This window comes from Streptomyces sp. S465 (assembly GCF_026898115.1).
GTDB lineage: Bacteria > Actinomycetota > Actinomycetes > Streptomycetales > Streptomycetaceae > Streptomyces > Streptomyces luomodiensis.
Genome location: NZ_CP114036.1, coordinates 336659 through 362181, shown reverse-complemented (window position 1 = coordinate 362181; position 25523 = coordinate 336659). Strand labels below are relative to the sequence as shown.

24 protein-coding genes are annotated in these 25523 nt (G+C 72.3%); 17 read left to right on the top strand and 7 right to left on the bottom strand.

The genetic code is table 11. The features are described from left to right. Window positions 1–46: 46 nt before the first annotated feature. The 11 genes from N6H00_RS01715 to N6H00_RS01665 all read left to right on the top strand — a co-directional run bounded on the left by N6H00_RS01715 (window position 47) and on the right by N6H00_RS01665 (window position 11565). Complete coding sequence (locus tag N6H00_RS01715; protein WP_268969709.1) at window positions 47–1117, top strand: amidohydrolase family protein; 1071 nt, start codon at window positions 47–49, stop codon at window positions 1115–1117. Next, window positions 1114–2769, top strand: coding sequence for a thiamine pyrophosphate-binding protein (locus N6H00_RS01710; protein WP_268969708.1), 1656 nt, complete (start codon window positions 1114–1116; stop codon window positions 2767–2769). Before N6H00_RS01715 ends, N6H00_RS01710 begins: the two co-directional genes overlap by 4 nt. A 20-nt stretch (window positions 2770–2789) precedes the next feature. Then, the gene (locus N6H00_RS01705; RefSeq protein ID WP_268969707.1) at window positions 2790–3017 is read left to right on the top strand and encodes a hypothetical protein; all 228 of its coding nucleotides are present in this window, start codon (window positions 2790–2792) and stop codon (window positions 3015–3017) included. 70 nt (window positions 3018–3087) lie between these two features. Then, window positions 3088–4266, top strand: a complete 1179-nt coding sequence (locus tag N6H00_RS01700; RefSeq protein ID WP_268969706.1) for a DUF3500 domain-containing protein — start codon at window positions 3088–3090, stop codon at window positions 4264–4266. 38 nt (window positions 4267–4304) lie between these two features. Then, a complete protein-coding gene (locus N6H00_RS01695; RefSeq protein ID WP_268969705.1) occupies window positions 4305–5183 on the top strand; it encodes a hypothetical protein in 879 nt (292 codons plus the stop codon). 50 nt (window positions 5184–5233) lie between these two features. Then, window positions 5234–6217: an ABC transporter substrate-binding protein gene (locus tag N6H00_RS01690; RefSeq protein WP_268969704.1), complete on the top strand. Its 984-nt coding sequence runs from the start codon at window positions 5234–5236 to the stop codon at window positions 6215–6217. A 44-nt stretch (window positions 6218–6261) separates the two neighbouring features. Beyond that, complete coding sequence (locus tag N6H00_RS01685) at window positions 6262–7122, top strand: amidohydrolase family protein (protein ID WP_268969703.1); 861 nt, start codon at window positions 6262–6264, stop codon at window positions 7120–7122. Window positions 7123–7225: 103 nt separating this feature from the next. After that, window positions 7226–7936: a GntR family transcriptional regulator gene (locus N6H00_RS01680; RefSeq protein WP_268969702.1), complete on the top strand. Its 711-nt coding sequence runs from the start codon at window positions 7226–7228 to the stop codon at window positions 7934–7936. Window positions 7937–7967: 31 nt separating this feature from the next. Then, window positions 7968–9563, top strand: coding sequence for a carboxylesterase/lipase family protein (locus N6H00_RS01675; protein ID WP_268969701.1), 1596 nt, complete (start codon window positions 7968–7970; stop codon window positions 9561–9563). 13 nt (window positions 9564–9576) lie between these two features. After that, window positions 9577–10653: an ABC transporter substrate-binding protein gene (locus N6H00_RS01670; RefSeq protein WP_268969700.1), complete on the top strand. Its 1077-nt coding sequence runs from the start codon at window positions 9577–9579 to the stop codon at window positions 10651–10653. Between the two features lie 45 nt (window positions 10654–10698). Beyond that, window positions 10699–11565, top strand: a complete 867-nt coding sequence (locus tag N6H00_RS01665) for an ABC transporter permease (protein ID WP_268969699.1) — start codon at window positions 10699–10701, stop codon at window positions 11563–11565. Window positions 11566–11633: 68 nt separating this feature from the next. On the opposite strand, the gene N6H00_RS01660 is transcribed toward N6H00_RS01665, so the two are convergent. Beyond that, a complete protein-coding gene (locus N6H00_RS01660) occupies window positions 11634–12323 on the bottom strand; it encodes a GntR family transcriptional regulator (protein WP_268969698.1) in 690 nt (229 codons plus the stop codon). Window positions 12324–13134: 811 nt separating this feature from the next. Here N6H00_RS01660 and N6H00_RS01655 point away from each other — a divergent pair. Both N6H00_RS01655 and N6H00_RS01650 read left to right on the top strand, forming a co-directional pair. Then, window positions 13135–13377 carry a hypothetical protein gene (locus N6H00_RS01655; RefSeq protein ID WP_268969697.1) on the top strand — a complete coding sequence of 81 codons (243 nt, stop codon included), beginning with the start codon at window positions 13135–13137 and terminating at the stop codon, window positions 13375–13377. Window positions 13378–13389: 12 nt separating this feature from the next. Continuing rightward, window positions 13390–14049: a helix-turn-helix transcriptional regulator gene (locus tag N6H00_RS01650; protein ID WP_268969696.1), complete on the top strand. Its 660-nt coding sequence runs from the start codon at window positions 13390–13392 to the stop codon at window positions 14047–14049. Here N6H00_RS01650 and N6H00_RS01645 read toward each other — a convergent pair. The 4 genes from N6H00_RS01645 to N6H00_RS01630 form a co-directional block, all read right to left on the bottom strand. Further along, the gene (locus N6H00_RS01645) at window positions 14030–14551 is read right to left on the bottom strand and encodes an acyl-CoA thioesterase (RefSeq protein ID WP_268969695.1); all 522 of its coding nucleotides are present in this window, start codon (window positions 14549–14551) and stop codon (window positions 14030–14032) included. The two genes, N6H00_RS01650 and N6H00_RS01645, sit on opposite strands and share 20 nt — an antisense overlap. Beyond that, entirely contained in the window at window positions 14548–15669 is a 1122-nt protein-coding gene (locus N6H00_RS01640; protein ID WP_268969694.1) for an alcohol dehydrogenase catalytic domain-containing protein, read from the bottom strand. Before N6H00_RS01640 ends, N6H00_RS01645 begins: the two co-directional genes overlap by 4 nt. 103 nt (window positions 15670–15772) lie before the next feature. Continuing rightward, window positions 15773–16552 carry an enoyl-CoA hydratase-related protein gene (locus N6H00_RS01635; RefSeq protein ID WP_268969693.1) on the bottom strand — a complete coding sequence of 260 codons (780 nt, stop codon included), beginning with the start codon at window positions 16550–16552 and terminating at the stop codon, window positions 15773–15775. A 177-nt stretch (window positions 16553–16729) separates the two neighbouring features. After that, window positions 16730–19765, bottom strand: a complete 3036-nt coding sequence (locus N6H00_RS01630; RefSeq protein WP_268969692.1) for a helix-turn-helix transcriptional regulator — start codon at window positions 19763–19765, stop codon at window positions 16730–16732. Between the two features lie 684 nt (window positions 19766–20449). On the opposite strand from N6H00_RS01630, the gene N6H00_RS01620 reads away from it, so the two are divergent. Genes N6H00_RS01620 through N6H00_RS01610 form a run of 3 tightly spaced genes read left to right on the top strand, consistent with a single transcriptional unit; the run spans window position 20450 to window position 22542 of the window. Beyond that, the gene (locus N6H00_RS01620; protein WP_268969691.1) at window positions 20450–21418 is read left to right on the top strand and encodes a quinone oxidoreductase family protein; all 969 of its coding nucleotides are present in this window, start codon (window positions 20450–20452) and stop codon (window positions 21416–21418) included. A gap of 51 nt (window positions 21419–21469) precedes the next feature. Beyond that, window positions 21470–22081, top strand: a complete 612-nt coding sequence (locus tag N6H00_RS01615; protein ID WP_268969689.1) for a TetR/AcrR family transcriptional regulator — start codon at window positions 21470–21472, stop codon at window positions 22079–22081. Continuing rightward, entirely contained in the window at window positions 22078–22542 is a 465-nt protein-coding gene (locus tag N6H00_RS01610) for a hypothetical protein (protein ID WP_268969687.1), read from the top strand. Before N6H00_RS01615 ends, N6H00_RS01610 begins: the two co-directional genes overlap by 4 nt. Here the strand turns inward: N6H00_RS01610 and N6H00_RS01605 are convergent. Then, window positions 22539–22982: a RidA family protein gene (locus N6H00_RS01605; RefSeq protein ID WP_268969685.1), complete on the bottom strand. Its 444-nt coding sequence runs from the start codon at window positions 22980–22982 to the stop codon at window positions 22539–22541. The genes N6H00_RS01610 and N6H00_RS01605 overlap by 4 nt on opposite strands. Then, a complete protein-coding gene (locus N6H00_RS01600) occupies window positions 22979–24511 on the bottom strand; it encodes a monooxygenase (protein WP_268969683.1) in 1533 nt (510 codons plus the stop codon). Before N6H00_RS01600 ends, N6H00_RS01605 begins: the two co-directional genes overlap by 4 nt. Before the next feature lie 73 nt (window positions 24512–24584). Here N6H00_RS01600 and N6H00_RS01595 point away from each other — a divergent pair, with 73 nt between their 5' ends. Continuing rightward, complete coding sequence (locus tag N6H00_RS01595; RefSeq protein ID WP_268969682.1) at window positions 24585–25271, top strand: TetR/AcrR family transcriptional regulator; 687 nt, start codon at window positions 24585–24587, stop codon at window positions 25269–25271. The last annotated feature ends 252 nt before the right edge of the window (window positions 25272–25523 follow it).

Genomic DNA, 25523 nt, shown 5'->3' with positions numbered 1-25523 from the left:
CCGGCCGCACACCAGGACCACCGCAACGCGAGTTTCGGAGTAATACATGATCATCGACTGCCATGGCCACTTCACCACAGCGCCCCCCGCGCTGGGCAGGTGGCGGGAGCGGCAGATCAGGGCCTTCGAGGAGTCCGGCGCACGCATCTCGCCCGACGAACTCCACATCACCGACGACGAGATCCGCACCGCCATCGAGAACGGGCAATTGAAGCTCCAGATCGAGCGCGGCACCGACCTGACGATCTTCTCGCCGGGCGCGGGCAAGATGGCCCACCACTACGGTGACGAGCGGACCAGCCTCGACTGGTCCCGGGTCAGCAACGACCTGATCGCCCGGGTGAGCGGCCTCTTCCCCGAGCGGTTCGTGGGGGTGTGCCAGCTTCCGCAGTCCCCGGGTGACGCCCTCGCCACCTCCGTACGCAACTCCGTCGCCGAACTCGAACGCTGCGTCGAGGAGTTGGGATTCGTCGGCTGTCTGCTCAACCCGGACCCGTCCGACGGGTACTACCAGGCCCCACCGCTGACCGACCGGGTCTACTACCCGCTCTACGAGAAGATGGTCGAGCTCGACGTCCCCGCCATGATCCATGTCGCGATGTCGCGGAACCCCGCGCTCCAGGGCACCTGCGCCCACTACCTCGCCGGCGACACCGCGGCGTTCATGCAGCTGTGCGAGTCGGATCTGTTCAAGGACTTCCCGACGCTGAAGCTGATCCTGCCGCACGGCGGCGGCGCCGTCCCGTACCACTGGGGCCGCTACCGGGGAATGATGCAGGACCGGGGCCGGCCGCCGCTGGAGGAGTCGATCCTGCGCAACGTCTACTTCGACACCTGCGTGTACCACAAGCGGGGCATGGAACTGCTGCTGGACATCATCCCCGCCCGGAACGTGCTGTTCGCCTCGGAGATGATCGGCGCCGTCCGCAGCGTGGACCCGGAGACCGGGCGGCGGTTCGACGACACCAAGTACACCCTCGACTCCATCGACAGCCTGAGCGACGCCGACCGGCAGGCGGTCTACGGAGGCAACGCGCTGCGGGTCTTCGCACGGCTCGACGGCGTCCTGAAAGCGCGGGCGACGGCCGCGGCGCACGTGAAGGAGTCCGGAAAGTGAAGGTCTACGAAGCACTGGCCGAGGCGTTCGTCCGGGAAGGCACCAGTGATGTCTTCGGCATGATGGGCGACGCCAACATGCACTGGATGGCCGCACTCGCCGACCGCGGGGTGCGCTTGTACGAGGTGCGGCACGAGGGCTCCGGCCTCGGCATGGCGGACGGCTGGGCCCGCGGCGCGGGAGCGCCGGGCGTGGTCACCACGACCAGCGGCCCCGGCGTCTCGCAACTGGCCACCTCGATGATCGTGGCGAGCCGGGCGCGTACTCCGCTGATCGCCTTCTGCGGTGAGACCCCGCTGGGCGACGAGGGCGCCACCCAGTACCTCGACCAGCGGCGCTTCGCCGCCGCGATCGAGTGCGAGTTCATCCACGTGACCCGGCCCGAGAACGCCCAGGAGGCCGTGCGGCGGGCCTTCTACCTGGCCCGTACCGAGTCCAAGCCGGTCATGATCAGCGCGCCCTTCGACGTCCAGGTGGCCGAGCTGGACGACTACGACGAGGACTACGTGCCGTCCACCGCCCTGATCGAGAAGCCCCGGCTGCTGCCGGACCCGGCCAGGCTCCAGGCCGCCTGTGATCTGATCCAGAACGCCAAGCGCGTGGTGATCATCGCCGGGCGGGGCGCGCGCAAGGCGGACTCCGGTGAGCAGATCCTCGCCCTCCAGGAACAGACCGGCGCCCTGCTGGCGACCACCCTCCAGGCGAAGAACTGGCTGTGCGACCGCACCGACTTCCACGTCGGCCTGTCGGGTCTGTTCGGCGACAAGGCGTCGATGGAGCTGCTCCAGGAGGCCGACTGCGTGATCGCGGTGGGCGCCAGCCTGAACCACTACACCATCGAGAGCGGCTACCTCTACCCCGAGGCCACCTACATCCAGATCGACACCGCCCCGCACCTGGTGATGGGCAACGGCAAGACGGCGGACTGCTACCTCCAGGCCGACGCGGTCACCGCCCTCACCGAGCTGACCCGGGCGCTTCAGGAGCGGTCCGTCCGGCTGGAGGGCTTCCACATCGACGCCGTCCGGCAGCACCTGGCCGCCCGGCTCCAGCCGCCGGCCGAGTACGTACGCGAGCCCGGACGGCTCGACCCGCGCGAGGCGATCTGGATCCTCGACCAGGAACTCCCCGGCGAGATGGGGCTGGTACTGGGCAGCGGCCACCAGACCGACTTCGGCACCATGCTCTTCCAGCGGTCGCGCGAGGTGCTCTCCAACTACGGCATGTTCGGCGCCATCGGCCAGGCCCCGCTGATCGCCCTCGGCCAGATGGTCGCGCGGGGCAACAAGCCCGGCTTCGTGGTGGAGGGCGACGCCAGCTTCATCATGCACCTGTCCGAGTTCGAGACGGCGTGCCGGTACGACATCCCGCTGCTGGTCGTCGTGATGAACGACCAGGGCCTGGGCGCCGAGTACCACAAGGCGAAGGCGAAGGGACTCGACCCGGAGCTGGCGACCATCTCCACCCCCGAACTGGGCCGGGTCGCCCAGGCGCTCGGCGGCGGCGGGGCCACCGTCCGCACACCGGAGGAACTGCGCGCCGCGCTGGCCGAGTACGTGGCGGCCCCCCGGCCGACCGTGATCGACGTCCGCATCACCCGCCAGGTGCTGAGCACCCCCTACCGCCGCATCCAGTACGGCGAAGACGTGTGAGCGGGCGGGACGGGACACGCGTGGGCACACCGCTGACGGTGCTCACCGGCCGGCGCGTGGGCGTCCGCGCGTCCGGCCGGACCACCGGTGACGACGCATCCGCCGGACGCGTGGTCGCGGCCGGGTGGAGCGCGTCGCTGGTCGCCTGTCTGGAGATCGCCGGCCGCTACGCCCTGGAACCGGGCCTCATCACGCAACCGGTGGATGTCGCGGAGCCACAGGAGAAGACGGCCTTCCTCGACACCTGAGGAGGCGCTCGGCACGGGTGCGCCACCTGGGCGGCGCACCCGTGCCGGAACATCGAAAGGAGGGGCGGTCATGAAGGAGCCGGTAGGGCTGAGGAAGCGGGGCAACCCGCCCACGCGCAAGCCGAAGGTCTGGACACCGGAGCTGCTCGAAAAGGTCGCCTGGCGGGTGAGGGCGGCGGACGAGCCCTTTCGGGGAGTGGCCACTTCGGACGGCATCCGGCCGGGACTGTTCCCGCTGCGCGGCACCGGGGCGGACGTCCGCAAGGTGTACCAGGCCGCGGAGGACTACCTGGCGGGCCTGACCGAGCGGCAGCTCGCCGAGGGTCGGTTCCCGATGGACGACGTGAGCTGGCGGCACTGGAACAACGGCGCCCGGTACTTCCTGCGCCACGGCATGTTGCTCGAGGACCTCGACGACAGCCAGCGCCTGCGGGCCATGAACGTCATACGGGAAAGCCTCAGCGCCTACGGGTACGGCCAGATGGTCGACCTGATGCACCTCAACCGCACCATCGGCGAGCTGAGCGACAACGAGGAAGGGCTCAACGAGTGGCTGTACTGGTTCTCCGTCTACGGGGAGCCGGAGAACGGCGGCCCGTGGGGCTGGCAGCTCGACGGACACCACGTCAACGTCAACTGCGTTCTCGTCGGGGACCAGATGGTCCTCACCCCCTCCTTCCTCGGCGCCGAGCCGGCGGTCGCCGGGTCCGGGAAGTACGCCGGGACCATGGCCTTTCGCGCCGAGGAAGGACTCGGCCACGAGCTGTTCACCCAACTCGGCCGCCGGCAGCGGGAACGCGCCACCATCGCGGACACACAGCCGGAGGAACTGTTCGTCGGAGCCTTCCGGGACAACTGGGAGCTCGACTACGAGGGACTGCGGCTGAGCGAGATGTCACCCGGCCAGCGGGACACCGCGCTCCGACTCCTCGGCCTGTACGTGAACCGGGCCCGTGACGACCAGGCCCGGGTGCGCATGCGGGAGGTGCTGGCCCATGAGGGGGACACGCACTTCGGGTGGATCGGCGACCCCGACTCCACCTTCTACTACCGCTTCCACAGCCCGGTGATCCTCGTCGAGTTCGAGCACATGCCCGGCGTCATCTTCGACAACGACTACCACTCGCGCCGGCACATCCACACCATCGTCCGTACCCCCAACGGCAACGACTTCGGCGTCGACCTGCTGCGGCAGCACCACGAGCGGCACCACACAGCGCGGACCGCCAACCCCGGTCAGCAGCTCTGAGACGCCCCGCCGTCCGCTGAACAAAAGGAGAGAGAGACATGAAGTTGGTGCTCGGCCGTGACGATCTCGCGGCCGCCGCGGTGTCGGCGGTCCGCGAGGCGGGCACGGAGCCCGAACGGCTCGACATCAGCCCGGTGCACAAGGCCTCCCGCGGTTTCGTGAACGCGTCGGACGCGGACCTGTGCGAAGTGGCGATCGTGACCGTTCTCCAGGCCGTCGCCCACGGCAAGCCGGTACTGCTGCTGCCGGTCACCACCCTCGGACGCCACCAGCACCAGACCCTGGTGACCCTCGGCAGGCTGTCGGTCGCCGACGTGGCAGGGCACAGCGTCGGAGTCCGCTCCTGGAGCCAGACCACCGGCGTGTGGATGCGCGGCTTCCTCACCGAGAGCTACGGCGTCGACCTGCGCACGGTGGACTGGACGACGTACGAGGGCAGCCACGTCGACGGTGCCGACGACCCGTCCTGGGTGCAGCGGGCCCCGGAGGGGGCCAAGCTCCAGGCGGACTTCCTGGAAGGCCGGCTCGACTTCGGGATCATGGGCAATGGACTGCCCTCCGACGACCGCATCCGCACCGCCATCGCAGACGCCCACCGGATCGCCGAACAGTGGTCGAGGGACCAGGGGTTCATCCCGGTCAACCATGTGGTCGGGGTCTCCGGGAAAGCCGCCGCGGAGCACTCCGCCGCCATCCTCGCCGCCTACGACGCGATGCGGTCGGTGCTCACCGCCACAGCCGAGCCGGGGCCGGTGCCCCTGCACCCCGTGGGCTTCGGCGCCCTGCGCGGCGCGTTCACCAAGGCCGCCGCCTACGCGCTCGAGCAGGGCGTGATCCCGCAGGCGGTGGACTACGACGAACTCGTCGAGCGGACCTGCGCGGCACTCGGCGTACCGCCGTCCCGGCTCGGCGGCTGAGGCCGCGGCGGGGACGGCCGGATCACCTACGGAAAGAAGGAAAACAGGGTATGGACAAGCTCACGGTGGTCTTCGGGGACTACCCGCACGCGCGGCCGCTGCTGGACGGTGACGTCGAGATCGACGGCTACCTGGTCGAGCCGGTGGAGGTCAAGCCGGTCATCGGCGCCTACCGGCGGATGATCCGGGACCTGGAGTTCGACGTGTGCGAACTGGCGCCGGTGTCGTATCTGATGGCACGCCAGGAAGGAATACCGCTGACCGCGATCCCGGTGTTCCTCAACCGGCGCTTCCACCACGGCGACGTGCAGTGCGCCGCGCACTCCGGTATCCGTGTGCCGCGGGACCTGGAGGGACGCCGGATCGGCGTACGCGCCTACTCGGTGAGCACGGGCGTATGGGTGCGGGGCGTACTGCGCGACGAGTACGGCGTGGACATTGACACGATCACCTGGGTGGTCGACGACGACGACCACATCGAGGGCCGGGTCCCGCCCAACGTCGAACGGGTCACCGACGGCCGCTCGCTGGGCGAGCTGCTGCGCAACGGTGAGATCGACGCCGCGCTGACCGGCAACGCCGGGACCGGGCGGGCGGGCGCGCCCCGGGCCGGCTGGACGGCGGCGGCCGAACCGGAGCCCGGTGGCGAAGACGGCCCGTACCCGCTCTTCCCCGAGGCCGGGACGCTCGCCGTGGACCACTACCTGCGGACCGGCGTCTACCCGCTGCACTCGCTGATCTCGGTGCGCTCCGAGCTCGTCGAGCGCGACCCCGATCTGCCGGGCAAGCTGTACGCGGCGTTCGCGGAGAGCAAGCGCCGGCACCTCGCCGCCCGGCCCGAGTGGTCGGCGGTGCCCCGGCTGGCCCGCCAGGGAAAACAGATCGGCGGCGACCCCGTCCCCTACGGCATCACGGCCAACGAGCCCAGCCTGCACGCGATGGTGCGGTTCGCCACGGACCAGCATCTGCTCGACGCGGACTTCCCCGCCGACCCGCGATCGCTGTTCGCCGCGGGCGACTACCCGGACGCCTGAGCCGGCTCGTAACAGAAGACACCGAACACAAGGGAGCACCCATCGTGGACGTCGTCGACGCACACTGCCACATCATCTCCGATGACCTGACCCGATACCCCAAGGCGCCGATCGGCGGCAAGCAGTCGGAATGGGCCGCCTCCCGGCCGGTGACCGCCGAGGGCATGGTCGACCGCATGGACGCGACCGGCATCGACCAGGCCGTCCTGGTCCAGGCCACCACGCACTACGGCTACGACAACGCGTACGTCCTCGACAGCAGCCGCCGCCGGCCGGGGCGCTTCGTGGCCGTCGGCACCGTCGACCCGCTGCGCCCGGACGCCGCCGACTCGCTCGAGGCCGCGTTCGGCGAGGGCGGTCTGGCCGGGGTGCGGCTGTTCACCAGCGGCAGCACCGTGCCCACCCAGGGCGAGTGGTTCGCCGCACCCGAGACGTACGCGTTCTGGGAGCGGGCCGGGGACCTGGGCGTACCCGTGTGCCTCCAGATGCGCCTCGGCCCGGCCACCAAGCAACTGGTGGAACTCCTGGAGCGGTTCCCCGGCGTGCGGGTGCTGCTCGACCACATCGGCTACCCCGACATCGCCGCCTCGCCCGCCCGCGCCGGAGCCGAGGTCGCGGAGCTCGCCGTGCATCCGGGCCTGCACCTTAAGCTCACCCACCGCAACCTGGAACGGCTGCGCGATGCCGGCGAGCGGGCGGGTGACTTCCTCGGACCGGTCGTCGAGGCGTTCGGCGCCGAGCGGATCGCCTGGGGCTCGAACTGCCCGGCGGCCGAGCAGTCCCTGCCGGAACTCCTCGCCCTCGCCCAGGCGGTCCTGGTGGTGCTGTCGGAGCACGACCGGCAGGAGATCTTCGCGGGTACGGCCCGGCGCCTGTACCCGGGACTGGCCGGCGCCCGCGCCTGACCGCCCGCCCGCGGCCGTTCCGCGCTCGCCGGAGGCCGACCGCGCGTCGGTGATACTTCCCCGAACAGTTGTCCTCTTCGAGCAGACCTACAGGGTGATCACAGTGGATTCCCACGGCTTCGACGACGCGGACGCGGGCCCCTCACCGACCCGGCAGAGCCAGGCCTACGAAGGGCTGCGCTCACTGCTGCTGTCGGGCAGCATCGAGCCGGGCACCCGGCTCACCGAGGCCGACCTGACCCGCATGTTCGACGTCTCGCGCAGCACCATGCGGGCGGTCCTGGTCCAGCTGACCCAGGAGGGCTACGTCACCAGTGAGGTCAACCGCGGGGTGCGCACGCGGAGCTTCTCGGTCGAGGAGGCCGCGGACATCCTGGAGGCACGCGAAACACTGGAATCCGCCCTGGCGGGCAAGGCCGCGGAGCGGGCCACCGACGAAGAGATCCAAGCGCTGCGCGGCACGCTGGAGACGATGGAGGACTGCGCGTCCCGGGGGGACGAGGCGGGCTACTCCCGGGGCAACCGGCGCTTCCACCAGCAGGTGAAGGAGGCCGCCCACCAGCACACCCTGGCCCGAGCGTACGACACCCTGCTGTACCCCCTGGTGATGCGCCAGTACCGCGACCTCTCCGCACCGCATCCGCGCACCGGATCGCTGGCGGAGCACCAGGCCATCTTCCTGGCCATCGTCACCCGCAATCCCCAGGCGGCCGTCGCCGCCATGCGCCACCACGTCGCCGCCGCCCGGCAGGCACTGCTCCTCCAGGCGCGACGGGAGGGCGCCCCCTCCGCGGCCGACGCCTCGTCCCGGTGACGAAGGCCCGCCGCCGACCGAAAAGAGAACCATGCACCAGCCAGTGAAGACCGAAGCGGGCCTGGTGGAGGGCATACCGGGACGGGACCGGTCGATCACCGTCTTCCGCGGTATCCCCTACGCCGCCCCGCCGGTCGCGGATCTCCGCTGGAGACCGCCCCAGCCCCCGGTGCCCTGGACCGGGGTGCGCAAGGCCAACGGCTTCGGCCCGATATGCCCGCAGGCGCCGGGCCCCGAGCTGGACGGCCTCGACCTGCCGATGAGTGAGGACTGCCTGTACCTCAACGTCTGGACCGGGGCGGACCCGGCGGATGAGCGGCCGCGTCCGGTGCTCGTCTGGATCTACGGCGGCGGCTTCCGCATCGGCACGGGTGCCGACCCCCGCTACGACGGCGAGCACCTGGCCGGCCAGGGCGTGGTGGTGGTGACCTTCAACTATCGCCTGGGCGCCTTCGGGTTCCTGGCCACCCCCGAGCTCAGCGAGGAATCCGGCCACCACGTCTCCGGCAACTACGGACTGCTCGACCAGATCGCGGCGCTCCACTGGGTCCGGCGCAACATCGCCCACTTCGGCGGCGACCCGGACCGGGTCACGGTGGCCGGGCAGTCGGCCGGCGCCGGATCGGTGAACTTCCTGGCCATGTCACCGCTGGCCAAGGGGCTCTTCCAGCGGGCGGTCGCGCAGAGCCACGCCCGCCACTCCCGCGACCTTGAACTGCGCTACCTGGCGACGTCCTACCGGACCCTGGCCGATGCCGAAAGCGCGGGCGCCCGGTTCGCGGCGGAGCGCGGGGCGCGGACCCTCCAGCGGCTGCGGTCGCTGCCGTGGCAGAAGCTGATCGAAGGCAACGTCTCGGCCGTCGACACCGCCGTCGAGACGGGGAGTTCGGCGAAACCGCCGATGTTCCGCCCGGTCGTCGACGGCCGGGTGATCCCCCACGGCTATGCGGAGACGTACGGCAAGGGGCTCCAGAACGATGTCTGGTACCTGGCCGGGAACAACCTCGACGAGGGCGGGGCGGTTCCGGAGAGCACCTTCGCGGCCCACCGGGCGGCGGGGCGCAGGGACCGGCGGGCGGGCGCGCCTCCGGTCCATGTGACCCGGGAGGACTACGTCGCCGCGGCACAGCGTAAGTTCGGGGCGATGGCCGGGGAATTCCTGCGGCTCTACCCGGCGGACACCGACGACGAGGCGGCGCGCGCCCACTGCGCGGCGGTGCGCGACAACGCCAGGATCTCCACCTGGCTGTGGGCGAAGGACTGGGCCGCACACGCCAGTCGGCCCGTGTACACGTATTTCTGGACCCATGCCTCACCGGCGACGGGGCAGGGCACCCGCCGCGCCGCGCACGGCTCCGAGATCGACTTCGTATTCGGCAACCTCCACCCCGACCGTGCCGAGTGGACCGACGAGGACCGCGACATCGCACGGACCATGAGCGGCTACTGGGCCAACTTCGTGGCCACCGGCGACCCCAACGGCCCCGGCCTGCCGCACTGGCCGGCGTGGACACCGGAGGCGCCCGCCGTCATGGAGGTCGGGGGCGGCTTCGCGCCGATCCCGCTGGCGGACCCGCCCCGACTCGACTTCTGGCAGCGCTTTTTCCGTACCCAGCGGGCCTGGTGACAGGAGACTGTTCATGACACACGACAACCCGGCGGCCGGTACCGCCCGAAGGGGCGCCCGGCCACGGCCCGGCAGGGGCCGGCGGCTGTTCGCCCTGGCCTCGGCCGCGGTGTTCGGTTCGACCCTGCTCACCGCCTGCGGCAGCGACTCCTCGGACGGACTCACCAGCCTCACCGTGGGGGCCGGGGGCAATATCTACGACATGCCGCTTCAGGTGGCCGAGGCGAATGGTTACTTCCGCGCGCAGGGCCTGAAGGTCAAGCTGGTGACGCTGACCGCCTCGACGGGGCCCGCGGCGCTGCACGCGGATTCGGTGCAGTTCCTCCACGACAGTCCGACGGGGTTCCTGTCCGCCGTCTCCAAGGGAATCCCGGAGATCGCGGTGGCCGCCGACGGCGGCGGCAACCCGCTCGGCATCGTCGTCGGCAAGAAGTTCGCCCAGCGGCACGGGCTGACCGCGAGGACCCCCGCCGCCCAGGTGGCCAAGGCGCTGGCGGACTCGACCGGCGGCATCAGCTCCGCCAATACCAAGGCCGAGGCGGGGATCTTCCTCAAGGCCCACGGCGTCGACCCGGGCGAGGTGAAGTGGGCGACGCTGCCGAGTCCGGCGGCGGACAAGGCCGCCCTGAACAGCGGCCAGATCGACTGGTTCATCACCAACGAGCCCATTCCGCTACAGGTCCAGAGCGGCGGGGACGGCGTCGTGGTCGCCGACCCGGACAAGGTGCCCGAGTGGTCCGCCGAACAGGCCGGCTACGGGCAGTTCGTGGTGGCGGAGAAGAGCTACGCCACCGATCACCCCGAGATCGTGACGAAGTTCGTCACGGCCGTCCAGCGGGCGACGGACTACATGGGCACACATGTGCGAGCCGGCAAGGACAAGACTCTGGTGAGCGTGGCCCAAAAGGCGCTGCCCGGCGTGCCCGCCGAGGCGCTGCGGAGCAGCCTCCGGCAGGTCGAGTGGCCCAGGAAGGTCTCGATGACGGCCGCCGGCTGGACGTCCACCCTGGGCTTCGTGCGCAGCCTGGACACCCTCGCCAAGGACCCGAAGATCACTTCTGCCGACTGGACCAACACGTACCTGCCGTGAGACGGCCGGCCTGCCGCACCCGATGAGGACTGGAAGGAGCAGACGATGGTGACTGCTGCCAGCAGCGTGGAGAGCAAGACCGAGGTCAAGGTGGCGACCAGGAAGAGAGGCGTCGGAAGCGATGCGTGGCGGGGCACGGCCCTGGTGGTGGTGCTGCGCATCGCGGTGATCGCCCTCGTCCTGGGCCTCTGGCAGGTGATGAGCGGTTCCGTCCTGCCCGAATACGCCGTCAGCAAGCCGACCGACGTGTCACACGCCCTGTGGAAGCTGCTCGGCTCGTCGGCCGGGTGGACCGACATCAAGACGACGACTTTCGAGGTGGTGGCCGGGTTCGGCATCGGCGTGGCGATAGGCACGGTGATGGGCCTGGTGCTCGGCTCGGTCCCGCTCATGGGCCGGGTGTTCGAGCCGCTGATCGCGGCCCTGAACGGCATCCCCAAGATCGCGCTTGCCCCGCTCTTCCTGCTGTTCTTCGGCATCGGTCCCCTGTCGAAGATCACGATCGCCGCGATGGGTGTGGCCTTCGTGGTCTTCTACAACATCTACCTGGGCCTGCGGCTGAGGGAACGCGAACTCGTGGAGATCGTCCAGGTGATGGGCGGGCGCCGGCACCACGTGCTCAGCTACGTGACGATCCCCACGCTGGCCGCACCGTTCTTCGCGGCCCTCAAGACGGGCGGACCGCTGGCCATCCTCGGTGTCATCGGCGGGGAGTTCATCGCCTCGACCGAGGGGGTCGGCCACCAACTGTTCACCGCGGCCACCAATCTCGACGCCCCCACCGAGTTCGCGGGCCTGATCGTCCTGGTGGCGATGACACTCGCCCTCAACGGGGTGCTGACGGCCCTGGACACCTACGCCCTCAAGCGCCTGGGCCTGGGCGATCGGCGGCCGAGGAGCCAGGGCGCCTGAGCCGGCCTCCCGGCAGGTGGCCGCCGCCCGCCGGCCGGACGGCGGGCGGCGGCCACCACGTCCGGGAACTACGTCGCGGCGGCGTCCCGCCCCGCGTACTCCAGCAACAGCGCCCGCCGGGCCGATGCGACGTGGTGGCGCATCGCCGCGCTCGCCGCCTCCGGATTGCGGGTGACGATCGCGGCGAGGATGGCCTCGTGCTCTTCGAGCGACCCCTTGCGCGGATGGTGCGCCGAGAGGTTGCGGTACTGCCGCATCACCAGCGGGTACAGCAGCGCGTCCAGGGCCCGCGCCAGGGTCTCCTGATGAGCGGCTTCCTTGATGCTCTGGTGGAAGGCGCGGTTGCCGCGCGAGTACGCCGCCTGGTCGCCGCGGTCCTGGGCCTGCCGCATACCGTCCAGCGTGCCGCGCAGGCCGTTCATCTCCTCCTCCGTCGCCCGCTCGGCGGCCTTGCCCGCGAGGGCGGACTCCAGGACCTCCCGTGTCTCCAGGATGTCGGCGGCCTCCTCGACGGAGAACGCCCGTGTCCGCACCCCGCGGTTGACCTCGCTGGTGACGTAGCCCTCCTGCACCAGCCGGGCCAGGACCGAACGGATCGTGCCGCGCGAGACGTTGAGCAGCTGGGTCAGGTCGGCCTCGGTGAGCCGGGTGTTCGGCGGGAAGTGGCCGGAGAGCAGGAGCGAACGCAAGGTGTCGTACGCCTGGTCCGCGCGCGTGGCGGAGCCCTTGGCCGCACCCGTGATGCCGTTGTCGTCCACCTGTGATCGTCCCTGTGTCGTCGTGAGGACGGTGCTCCGCCCCGCGCTTCCGCTGTCAGGCTGAGTTGCCCGGTCCGGTCTCGTCAACCGGCTGACACACTAATGGACGTCTGGATTGTTTAACAGGCTGTTGAGTATGTCGATTCCCTGATGGGGACCTCCGCCCCCACGGGCGCACCCTCTCGCAGATTGTCTAACAATCTTCCCGGAACGGGTCCGAGAGCGTACGGCTCGGTGAGCTGTGGTGTGGCCGCCCGCGATCAGCGGACGGCCACACCGAAGGTCGCCGCCGCTGCAACGGCCGACGACCGAATTCCCCTGTTGCGTCGAGTGGCAACGGCCGGGGAAGCCTGGTGTGAAAGGTGCGGGCCCTCGGGTGTCACACGCGTATGCGTGGACGGGGCCTCATGGGCACACGAGAGCGGGGTGGTGCGAGCATAGGCATGCCGGCCTTCCCCCGTAGAGCGCCAGGGTCATCTCCACCTCCCCTTCGCATCGGCGCGCATTCGGTAACGAGTACAACTAAGCAGGTGAGGGTGGCGTCGCGCAACGTCGATCGCGGCCGCTACCTCGGACAGACCCGGAGGCCGAGCCCCGCGCCGACGCTCACCGGCCCCCGGTGACCTGGATCGTTCGGCCGGTCTCGTTTCAACTCGCGGTGGGACAAGGTGAAATGACGGCCCGTTGACGCCTTGCTGCCCCGTCCCCGGACAGTCGACCATTTCGCTGAGGTCCTGCGTTCGCCGCGCTGCAACGCGGTGAATCGCGTACCGGGGACCGAGTCGAGTGGCAACGAGCCGAGGGAGAAGAATTGAACAACATGGTTCCCGCGCACACGCCGTGTGTGGAGGGTCCCGGCCGGGCCGGCGGCATAGCGCTGCCGGCCCCTGCCGTGACCGTCGTGATCGTGGTCGTGCTCCTCACCGGCGCCCTGGTGGCCTGCGGGATGACACTGGAGACGGTCCTCACCACCCTCACCGCCGGCGGTCTCCTCGGGGTGGAGCTCCTGCGCCGCACGATCGCGGCCGTCGCCCCCCGTTCCCGGGTCCGGTAGAGGAGCACCGGGATGGGGCGCACCCCAGGCGCCCACGCGGAGGCCGATCCCGCCGTCGAGCTGGCGCAGTGGCTGCGGTCACTGCGCCGGCAGGCGGGACTGACCTACCAGCGGATGGCGCGTGAAACACCCGCGGCCGGCTTCGCGCCGGCCACGCTCTGGCGGGCTGCCCGCGGCACCACGGTGCCGCGCTGGCCCGTCGTCGCGGCCTTCGTCACCGCCTGCGGCGGCGAGCTGGCACAGGCCCGACGGATGTGGACCGCTGCCGCCGAGCAGCACCGCTCCGTCCACTCCGCCGCGCCCAGCAGTGGCCGCGAGCCGGTCCTCGGGCCGGAGTTCATCCACACCCCGGCCCAGCTGCTCCAGGCGATGCGGGCCATGCGGCTCGAGGCCGGCGGCCCTTCCCTGCGGGAGCTGGAGGACCGGGCCACCTCGTACGGAGTGACCCTCCTGCCGCACAGCACCGTCGGAGCGGTCCTCCGCGGTGAGCGGATGCCCTCGAAGGCACTGCTGCTCCACTTCGTGGCGGCATGCGGCGTCTCCCGCGCACCGAGCGGTGTCTGGGAGGACGCCTGGGACCGGGCCGCCGCCTACCGCCGATGGGCCACGGGCGCCTCCGGCGGGGGCCGGGACCCGGCCCCGAGACCGGCGCTCAAGGGCGCGGCTCCCTGACCAGGGAGGTGAGCGCGGCCCTGACCGAGGCCGGGATCGGCGTCGGCCGGCGGGTCTTGGCATCGACGTAGACGTGCACCCAGTTCCCCAGTGCCGCGAGCGTCGGGGCATCGGCGTCGGCGTCGGTATCGGCGTCGGCGTCGATGCCGGAACCGGCGCCGGTGCCGGGACGGCGGGGGAGTGAGAAGAGGCCGAGCGCGTAGGTGACGCTGCTGTTGCCCAGCCGGGCGACGTTCAGGCCGACCAGGACATCGTCGGGGAAACCGACCTCGGAGAAGAACCGGCAGCCGGACTCGACCACGAGATTGAGCGCCGTGCTCTCCATGGGATCGACGGCGGCATGGGTGGCCAGCCATCCGTTGATCATGGTGTCGAACAACTGGTAGTAGACCGCGTTGTTCATGTGGCCGTACATGTCGTTGTCGGCCCATCGCGTCGGGAAGACTCGGGTGGCGGCGAAGTGTCCGGGAAGCGGATCGCGGTCCGCGGGAGGCCGGCTCACCGGGTTCCCCCGCCGTCGAAGGTGATCACCTGGCGCACCGCGCGCCCTGCCGCGAGCTCGTCCAGGGCCTCGTTGATCTCCTCGAGGCGGATACGGGAGGAGATCAGTTCCTCCACCGGGAGGCGGCCGGTGCGCCAGCGTTCGATGAAGACGGGGATGTCGCGGGCGGGAACGGCGGATCCCAGGTAGCTGCCGATGATGGAGCGGCCTTCGGCGACGAGGCCGAGCGGGGAGATGGCGGAGCGGGCGTCAGGGGAGGGCAGGCCCACCGTGACGGTGCGGCCGCCCGGAGCGGTCAGTTCCACGGCGGATTCGAAGGCGCGCGCGTTGCCCGCCGCCTCGATCACGACGGCGCCTCGCACCCCGGATTCCAGCGCCTCGACGGGGGTGAGCGCGGCCTGTGCGCCCAGCTCCAGCGCGCGGTCCAGCTTGGCCCGGAGGCTGTCGACGGCGATCACGGTCACCTCGGGCTCGCTCAGGGCCGTGAGCAGGGCCGCCATGCCGACTCCGCCCAAGCCGACGACCACCACGGTGTCACCGGGCCGTGGCTTGCCCGCGTTGACGACCGCGCCACCGCCGGTGAGTACCGCGCACCCCAGGACGGCGGCGACCTCCGGGGGGATATCGGCGTCGACCGGGACCACCGAGCGGCGGTCCACGACGGTGTGCGTGGCGAAACCGGAGACACCGAGGTGATGCAGCACCTTCTCGTCGCCGCGGCGCAGCCGTACCTCACCGGCGAGCAGCGTGCCCGCGTTGTTGGCGACGGAGCCCGGCTCGCAGGGGATGAGGCCGCCCGTGGCGCACGCCGCGCAGCGACCGCACCGCGGCAGGAACGTCATCGTGACGCGCCGGCCCGGCGCGAGATCGGTAACGGCGCTGCCGACCTCCTCGACGATGCCCGCGGACTCGTGCCCCAGGAGCATGGGGGTGGGGCGGACCCGGTTGCCGTCGACGACCGACAGGTCGGAGTGGCACAGGCCGGCGGCCTCGACACGGACGAGGACTTCCTGCGGGCCGGGCGCGGCGAGGTCCAGCTCGCTGATGGACAGGGGACGGGAGCGCTGGTAGGGCGCGGGGCGCCCGATGTCCTCCAGGACTGCTCCGGTGATCTTCATCGCTGCTCCAGGGGTGCGTGCTGGGCGGGAGTGGGTTACTGGCGGCCTTCGGCCCCGGCGGGATCCGGTACCGGCGGGATCCAGCTCAGGAGGGTCAGGAGGGTCAGGAGAACCGGGGCTGCCGCTTGGCGGCGAAGGCCGCGACGCCCTCCGCGTAGTCGGCGCTCTCGTAACCGGCGTCATACAGGGCGCGTACGGCCTCGTCCTCGGTGTCGGCGCCGTCCTGGATGCGGCGCAGGATGGTCTTGGCGGCGCGCACGGTGAGCTGGGCGCGGCCGGCGATCGTGCGGGCGAGCTCGCCGACCCGGGCGTCGAGATCGTCGACGACCTCGTTGACCAGGCCGATGCGCAGGGCCTGCGCCGCGTCGAGCTGCTCGCCGGTGAACAGGATCTGCTTGGCCCAGGCCGGTCCGACCAGTTGGGCCAGTGCTTTGGTGGACTGGTGGGTGTAGACGAGTCCCACCTTGGCCGGTGTGATGGCCAGCCGGGCGTCCCGGGCGGCGATCCGCAGGTCGCAGGCGATGGCCAGTTCGCAGCCGCCGCCGATGCAGTACCCGCTCACGGCGGCGATGGTGGGCTTGGGGAACGAGGCGAGCGCGGTCTCCGCCGCGTCCACCACCTCGTTGTAGTGGCGTCCGCCCGCTGCCCCGCTGCGGACGGTGCCGAACTCGCCGATGTCGGCGCCGGCGGAGAAGTGCGGTGTGCCGCGCACGATCAGGACCTTGACGCGCTCGTCATCGGCGGCCTTCCGCAGCAGCGGGGGGAAGGACGACCACATGCCCAAGGTCATGGCGTTGCGCTTGGCGGGCCGGTCGATGGTCAGGGTCGCGACGTGGTCGGCGATGTCCAGACGCAGGTGCTCGACAGGCGGATGATCGGCCATCGGGAAGGTTCTCCAGAGGTGTTGGGGGGCTCGTGGTCGGTTCGGCGGCCCGGCGAGGATACGCGTCGGGTGCTCCCTGAGGCCGGGCGGGGGCGAGCCGCACCACGGCGGTGACCCCGTCCAGATGCCTCACCCCACTGGCCCTCACCGAAGCATGGCATACCGTCCGGTCGGTCCCTAGAGCGGTGCACCGGTCTTCTCGGCCTGCTCGACCAGGAGGGCGAGCTCCACCCGGGAGCGGATCCCGAGCGTGGCGAAGACGTTGCGCAGGTGGTAGTCGACGGTGCGGGGGCTGACGGACATGCTCCGGGCGACCTCGCGGTTGGTGGCACCCTCGGCCACGTACCGGACGATGCGCAGCTGTTGCGGCGTCAGGCCCGCCAGCTCCGGGCACGCGCCCGCTCCGGCGCCGGCCGTCCCCCTCGCGGTCACTCCCTTCGCGGCCGCCCCGTTCGCCCGCAACTCCGCCTCCGTCTGGTCCGCCCACGCACGGGCACCGCAGCGCTCGAAGGCCACCAGCGCCGACCCGAGCCTGGTGCGCGCTTCGCGCGGCCTGCGGCGCCGGCGCAGCCACTTGCCGTAACTCAGCTCGGTGCGGCCCGCCTCGAACTCGCCGCCCGCCTCGTCGTGCAGCGCCAGAGCGGTCAGGTACAGGCTGTCCGCACGGTCCACGGGGGCCAGGAGCGCGCGGCAGCGCAGCAGTTGGGCGGGGGCCTGCGGGTCCGCACCACACGCCGCCCACCGGGCGAAGTCCTCCACCACCGCCCTGGCCTGCTCCGGCCGCCCCGAGAGCGCCGCCGCCTCGACGAAGCAGGGTACGGCCAGCATCCACACCGCGAAGTGCCCGCGCCGGGGACCCGGCCGCACCAGGGGCCCGAGCCGGTCGGCGGCCTCCAGCGGACGGCCGCGTCCCAGGTCGGCGCGGGCCGCCGCCCACTGGGCGAGCGTGGCCGCCTGCGCCAGCCCGTGGCGCCGGGCCGTGGCCAGCGCCGCCCGCACATGGTGCGAGACGGCCGCCTCCTCCCCCTCGATGGAGGCGGCCAGGGCCAGCACCGCGTGATGGTGGGCCGCCGCGTTGCGCTGTTCGGTCCGCTCCGCCGCCCGGAGCCCCTCCTCGGCGTGCGCGCGGGCCTGTGCGTGCCGCCCCGCCCGCAACTCGGCGTAGGCCAGGTACTCCAGCGCCTGCGGCACCATCGCGGCGTGGCCCCGGGCCCGCGCGGCCACCAGCGCCCTGGTGGCGGCCCGGCCGGCCTCCTCCACCTCGCCCAGCAGCAGGGCGGCCGCCGCCGCACGCAGCGGGCTCACGGGGTCGTGGGCCGGTCCGGCGGCGCTCTCCAGTACGCGGGTCAGCGAGGGCGCGGCGCGGTCGAAGTGTCCGTCGAGGGCGGCCCGCATGCCGAGACGGTAGTCGTGCACCGGGTCCCGGTGAGGTGCGGTCGGTTCCGCCGCGTGGCTCCCGTGGCCTCCTGGCGCGCGCACGCTTCTCGGGCGGGGCCCGGCGCCGGGTGCCGGGTCGTCCCGCGCTGCATCACAGAACACCGTAGGGCGGGGCACCATAGCGCGGGGCACCGCCCGGTGGCCGTCGTCCGGATCACCCCGCCCCGGCGCGCGCACCCGCGCGGAGGCCGCCGAGTCGAGTACGCGCCGACAGCCCGTCACATCGCCGGCCGCCCACGCGGCGTCGGCCGCGGCCAGCACGGCGGCCGTGGCCAGGGCGGGCAGGTCGGCGTCGAGCAGGGAAGCGGCCAGCAGGAAGGACTCGCGGGCGTCGGCCACGGGACCGTCGCGCAGCAGCGTGGCCCCCCGGACCAGTTCCGCGCGGCCGTGCACCGCGGCCGGCGCCGCACCGCCGCGGGCCGCCGCGACCAGCCGCAGGGCCTGGTGCGGACGGCCCGCGCAGGACGCCTGCTCGGCGGCGGCCGTGTATCTCTCCGCCCTGGTCCGCTCGTCCGTCGTCAGCTCGGCGGCCCTGGCGTACGCCGCCGAACGCAGCCGATGCGGGCCGGACACCCCCGCCTCGGCGGCATCCGCCAACGCGGTCGCCGTCCGGGGCGCGGGGCCGGTCGCGGACCAGGCGCGGTGCAGCAGCCCGAGCAGCCGGCGGCCGTCGCCCGCCAGCACAGCGGCCAAGGCCCGGTGGGCGGCGCGGCGCCGCTCCGGGTCCGCCGCCGCGTACACGGCCCTGCGGGTCAGCGTGTCGGCGAACCGGACCCGGCCGTCCGCCCACAGCAGCGTCTGGGGCGGGGGCCCGATGTCCGCACCGCCCCGCAGTCGCGCCACGGCCCGCAGCACGACATCGGCATCGGCGTCGGGCTGCTCCGGCTCGCGCAGCGCCGCCGCCACGGTCAACTGAAGGGCGTCGGCACCGGGAGCCGGCCCGCCCGGGATGCCCCCGACCATCGAGGCCAGCAGATCCGCGTCCGCCAACGGCCGCGGCAGCGGGCGGCGTCCGCACAGCTCGGCGGCGGACAGACGACGGGCCAGGGCGGTCAGCAGGGCCGGATTCCCCTCGGCCTCGTCCAGCAGCGCGTCACGGACGGCCGGGTCCACCGACGGGCCGACGAGGTCGTACAGCAGCGCGGCGGACCGGGCCCGGGACAGCGGGCCCACGTGCACCACCGGCAGCCCGGTCAGGTCGCGGTCCACCGAGCGCGGTCCGGCCACCGCCAGGATCAGGCCCACCGGGCCCGCGGTGTGCAGATGCCGCGCCACCTGGCCGAGCGCCGCGCGGGACGCCGGGTCCCACAGGTGCGCGTCGTCGGCACACACCAGAACCGGCGCCCGCCGGGCCGCGGCCCGCAGGGTGTGGAGCAGCGCGTCGGGCACCGTCGCGGTGTCCGGCCCCTCGGCGGACGGGCAGCCGGCCCGCGCCGCCGCCTCGGACACGGCCTGCCGGATGCCGTACGGGCCATGGGGCCGCGGTGCGCCGCCCGGCACCCGGAGCACGGGACCCGCGTCGAAGCGGAGTGCCGCGTACTCGAGGAGGGCGGTCCGGCCGCAGCCCCGCTCCCCGGTCACGACCAGGACGCGGACGTCCGCCCGCCGCCGGTCCGGCCCGTCCGTTCCCGGCGCCCGCCCGGGGGTCGGCCGACCGGTCCGCGGCCGGTCCGCCCCGCTCGCCCGTACCCGGTCCAACAGTGCGGCCACGGCGTGCCGTTGGCTGCTCCGGCCGTACAGCGGCGGAGCCACTCCCGCGGTCCAGTCTCCGGTCATTCTCGCGAGGTTACCCAGGCTCGACACAGGCCGGAAGCCGGACGTCCGCGCCCCTCGGCCGCCGCCGACTTCCTCACCTCGGCTTTCCCGCCACGGACTCCAGCGGGCCTTATGCGGCTGCCCAAGGCGGGCCCCGCCGGCCGGTGCACGGGCACAACGGCGGGGGCGGCAGCGGGCACAACGGCGGGGGCGGCAGCGGGCACGACGGCGGGGCGGCAGCGGGCACGACGGCGGGGGCGGCCGCGGATGAGGCGCGGCCGCCCGGCTCCTGATCCACCCGGAAAGAGCGGGTCACCCGCCCCGCGCTCACCGTGTCGCGAGGCCGAGTACCAGCGTGCCGGTGGCCCGACCCGACCCGACTCGATGCGGCGGTGTGCCTCGGCGGCCCGCTCCAGCGGCAGGTCCGTCCTCGACCCGCACCCGCAGGGTTCCCCGCGCCACGGCCCGCACCGCGCGGCACAGGGCACGCCCCGTCTCGCGACCGGGTCCGCGGACGTGCGCACCACCTCGGCGCAGCCGCCGCCGTCGACGACCGTCAGCGCGGCCACCGGCCGGCCGACGCGCAGATGGGTGAAGCCCTCGCCGAGGGCGCGGACGCGGCCGGAGACCTCGACGGCCTTGACGCTCGGTGGATGCCAGCATAGCGTTCCGATCCGGAACGGAACGTTTACGTGAGGAGTCGCAGTGAAAGCTGTTGTTGTCAGGTCGTCCGCGGAACTCGCCGTGGTCGACGCGCCGGAACCGGTTCCCGGCCGTGGCCAGGTGCTCGTCGACGTCGACGCGATCGGCGCCGGGTACGTGGACGTCATGGCCCGGCGGGGGGAGTACGCCTACTTCCCCGGTGTGGGTTCGGTGCCGGGCCTGGAAGTCGTCGGCCGTGTGGCGGCGGTCGGGCCGGACGTGCCCGAAGGGCTGGTCGGGCGCCGGGTGCTGGCCCTGCCCGCCTTCGGCGGTTACGCCGAGAAGGTCGTCGCCGAGGCCGACCGGGTGCTCGCGGTTCCGGGGAGCGTCGACGCGGTCGACGCGGTCGCGGCGGGGGTGAACGCGATGGTTGCCGAGATCGCCCTCCACCGGGTGGGAGCGACGGCCGGAGACCGTGTGCTGGTCCGTGGCGCCGGCGGCGGGATCGGCGTGCTCGCCACCCAGATCGCTCGTGCGCGCGGGGCCGAGGTCACGGCCGTCACCTCGGCGCCGGCCCGTGGCGCACGCCTGCGGGATCTGGGGGCCGCGCACATCGTCGACCGGACGCGGCCGGCCACCGCCGGTTCCGACGACGACTGCGCGCCGGCCGGTGAGACCTACGACGTCGTCGTGGACACGGTCGCCGGCCCGGACCTGGCCGACCATCTGGCACTCCTGCGGCCCAACGGCCGTTACATCCTCTGCGGCGGCGCCGGCGGCGCTCCCGAGGTGGCGTCCTTGGAGCCGCTGCTGCGCGATTTCCACCGGTCACCGACACTCTTCGCGTTCAGCCTGAATTCGGTGGCCCCGGAGGACCTCGCACTCTCCTGGAAGCGGATCGTCGGTCTGCTGGAAGAAGGCCGGCTCTCGGCCGTGATCGACCGCCGTTTCCCGCTCACCGAGGCCGATGCGGCACTGCGGTGGGTGGAGAGCGGAAAACCGTTCGGTAAGGTCGTTCTGCTTCCCCGGTAGAACGCCGGGCGGCAGCGTTTCTGTGTTTCTGCGCGGTTCCAGGAGAGTTGGATGGCACGCCGACGGGACGAGCGGATCGACCAGGCCCTGCTGGCCGCCGTGACCGAACTCGTGCGGGAAGTCGGCTACCCGGCCCTGACCATGGAAGCCATCGCCAAGCGCGCGGGCACCACCAAACCCGCCATCCGCCGCCGCTGGAAGAGCCAGAAACACCTGGTCGTCGAGGCCATGGCAGAGAACCGGACCGGCGTCGTGGAGATGGACACCGGGTGCACGCACTGCGACATCGTCGGCCATCTCGAAGCCCTCCGGCTCGCGATGGCGCATTCGGAACTCGGCCATGTGCTCCCGGCTCTCGTCGCCGACCTCGCCGACGATCCCACGCTCAGGGAAGGTTTCCTCACCGCGTTCTGGGGACCTCGCCGGGAAGCGTGTGCCGTGTCCCTGCGCAAGGGTGTGGCACGCGGCGACCTCCGCCCCGGCCTCGACACCGACCTCGTCCTGGACCTGTTCGCGGCCCCGGTCGTCTTCCGGGCGCTCTTCGGCCACTCCGAACTCGGACCTGAGTTCTCGGAGGACATCGCGCGCGCCGTACTGTCCGGGGTGGGAACGGGCGAGGTGTGCCGCCGCGCGAAGAGCGGCGGAGCGGCGGAGCGCCGATGAACCCCCGGAGGCATCCGCGTCTGCCGAGCACCGAGGCCGCCGTCACGGCGATTCGGGAGATCGCCCGGGAGTACCACCGGGAGCTGACCGTCACCGACGACATCGGCGCGGACCAGACGTCCCGCCGCACCTCGGCCGGGGCGTTCACCGTCCTCGACCCGGACGGCTCACTGCCGCACGAGGCGTTCATCGAGCTGGGAGGCGCTCCTGCGGTCACCGTCCGGATCTTCCCGGAGGACGATGCGAGGATCACCGTCGACGGCGTGGACTTCGAGGACGTTCCCCGTGACCGCGTCCCGGTGTTCCTGCGCTCCGTCTACGGCGGTCTGGCCTTCGTGAAGGGGAGGCTGTTCCCGCCGGGCCAGTGGCTGATCGTCCCCGTGCCGGGGGATGAGATCTATCGAGAGCTGATCCCCCGCAACACGCTCAGCGCCTGGCTCGCCCGCAACGTACGCGGCTAGACGCGCCCTGCGTGCCCCGCCGCGGCCGGCGGGGCGGCCGGGTCCGGGCCGACCGCGGCGACCACCTGAACCTCGATCAGGAAATCGGGGGAGAACAGCGCCGACACGCCCACCAGTGTGCTGGCCGGTGCCCGTACCGTGCCCGCCCGCAGCGGTCCGAAGATGGCGGGCAGCAGCTCGGGGGTGTAGCCGACGACGAAGACGGTTTCCTGGACGATGTCGTCCCGGGTGGCGCCGACCGAGGCGAGCGCCGCGTCGAGATTGCGGGCGATCTGTGCCGCCTGGGCCGCGTGGTCGCCCAGCCCGACCGGCTGTCCCTCGGCGTCCCAGGCGACCTGCCCCGACAGATGGACCAGCCGTGCGCCTTCGACGGTGACCACCTGGGCGATGGCGTCGGTCGGGTTGTGCACGCCCGGGGGGTTGAGACGGGTCACGGTCATCGGGCGACCGCCCCGCGCGGTGTGCCGGCCCAGGCGGCGAGGGCCGTGGCCCGCTCGGCGCGCCGGGCGACCGGCTCCGTGCCGCGCGTGGCCCAGGCGATGTGCCCGTCGGGGCGGACGAGCACCTCGGTGACCCCGTCCAGCTCGGGATGGCCGTCGTGCCGGGTGACGGTGACCGCGGTGACCCGCGAGCCCCAGTCGACGTCGACGGCCTGCTCCGCGTCGGCGTCCCCGGTGAGGTCGAGCAGGACGAAGTGGCCCTCGGTGAGCAGCTCGTAGACCCGTGTGGCCGCCGATGCGGCGCTGACGAGTCCGATGTCGGGCATCCGCCGGCCCACCAACGGATCGGCGCCCTGGACGGTGGCGCCGACGTAGCTGGTGGCGAGCGCGGAAGTCCGGCCGGCGAGCAGGCGGTTGACCTCCGGGATGCCCAGCAGTTCGTTCAGCAGGCCACGCAGGGCGGCGGCGGGGCGCTGATACTGCGGGACGAGCGTCAGCTCCGCGAGCAGGGTCTGCACTTCGGTGTCCTCGGTGACGGCCCGCCCGACCGGGCGCCGCTCGGCCTCGTAGCTGTCCAGGAGGCCGGGTGGTGCCCAGCCGTTGATCTCGGCGGCCAGCTTCCACCCCAGGTTCATGGCGTCCTGGAGACCGGTGTTCAGCCCTTGGCCGCCTGCCGGGAAGTGGATGTGGGCGGCGTCGCCCGCCAGGAGCACACGGCCGCGCCGGTAGGTGTCCGCCAGGCGGGTGGCGTTGCCGAAGCGCGACAGCCACCGCGGCTCGGCGATCCCGAGGTCGGAGCCGCAGACCCGGATCAGCGAGGTACGGAATTCCGGCAAGGACACCGGCATCCGACTCGGTGTGCGCATCCGCTCCGGATCCAGATACACCAAGCGGGTCAGCCCGCCCTCCAGGGGCGCGACCAGCACGCCGCGCGCCCGCGCCTCATCGAGCGCGGCCGGCTCGGCATCGACCACCGCGAAGTCCCCGAGCACTCCGGTCATGGTCTCCTCGGTGCCCGGGAAGCCGATACCGGCGGCCTCGCGCACCCCGCTGCGGCTGCCGTCGCACCCGACGACGTACCGCGCGCGCAGCGTCTCGACGCCGCCGCCCGGTCCGCGGACCTGGACCTCGACGCCGTCCGCGTCCTGGGAGACACCGGTGCTCTGGTAACCGCGGCTGATCTCCACCCCCAGCTCCAACGCCCGCTCCGCGAGGAGTTGTTCGGTGCGCGCCTGGGGGAGGAACAGGGTGTAGCCATGCCGGCTGTCGAGCGCCGTGAAGTCCAGCTGGGTCTCCAGGTTCGCGAAGTGCCAGCCCGGCGTCGTCCGGCCGAGCGCGAGGAAACGGGGGGCGAGGCCGCGCAGGTCCATCAGTTCCACACTGCGCGGATGCAGGGTCAACGCACGGGAGTCCCGCTGCGGTTCGGTGCGCCGCTCGACGATCCGGGTCCGGACGCCGGCCAGCGCCAGCTCGCAGGAGAGCATCAGGCCGGCCGGTCCGGCACCGACGACGATCACATCGGCATGCATGGGGGAGTCCTTACAGAGTGAGATTATTTTGTGAACGACGTTCACGAGAACGTTGTTCACTATAGTGGGGCGCATGAGCTCCACGTCAAGCCCCGGCCGGGGCAGGCCCGCCCGTCTCGACCGGTCAGGCACCGTCGACACCGCCCTCGAACTGCTGGACTCCCTCGGTCTTGACGACCTGACCATGCGCCGCCTGGCCGACTCCCTGGGCGTGCGGGCCGGGGCGCTCTACCGCCACTTCGCCACCAAGCGGGACCTGCTGACCGCGATGGCCGAACGGATGCTGGCCGACATCCCCGCCCCCCGCGCGGACGGCGACTGGGAGGATCGTCTGGCCGGTCTGGCCCGAGCGATGCGCACGGCCCTGCTCGCCCATCGCGACGGCGCTCGCGTCTACGCCGGTACGCACTCGACAGGGGCGCACACCCTGCGCTTCTCCGACACCGTGACCGGCGTGCTGCGCGAGGCGGGCTTCGCCGACGAGGACGCGGCTCGCGCGCTGATGGCGGTGGCCAACTTCACGGTCGGCCACACCCTGGAGGAGCAGGCCGCCCTCCGGTTCGGCGACGAAGGGACCGCCGACCCCGAACCCCTGCGGCAGGCGGTGGAGTCCGGGACGTTCCACCACCTCGTCGCGGCCCTGCCCACCCTCACCAGCACCGACTTCACCGCCCACTTCGAATTCGGCCTGCGCCTGCTCGTGCACGGCCTGCGGACGCTGCGGGAATCCGGCACCCAGCGGGACCCGGGGGGTGTCTGACCGTCATGCGAAGACCTGCCCCGGACCGGCCGGTGTGCCGCCTGGGGCTCCCGGCCCCCGGACGGGAGCCGAGCGGTGGCGTACGCCGCCCGCGATGAGCCGTGAGGTGGCCGCGGGCGCGCGACGGCGCCGCCTGGGCGATACCGTTGGCGCTGGCCGTCGACGCCATCGGCGCCGGGCTCTATCTCCCGCTGTCCATGGTCTACTTCCTCGCCGTCACCGACCTGTCGGAGGCCGGTGCCGGTCTGCTGC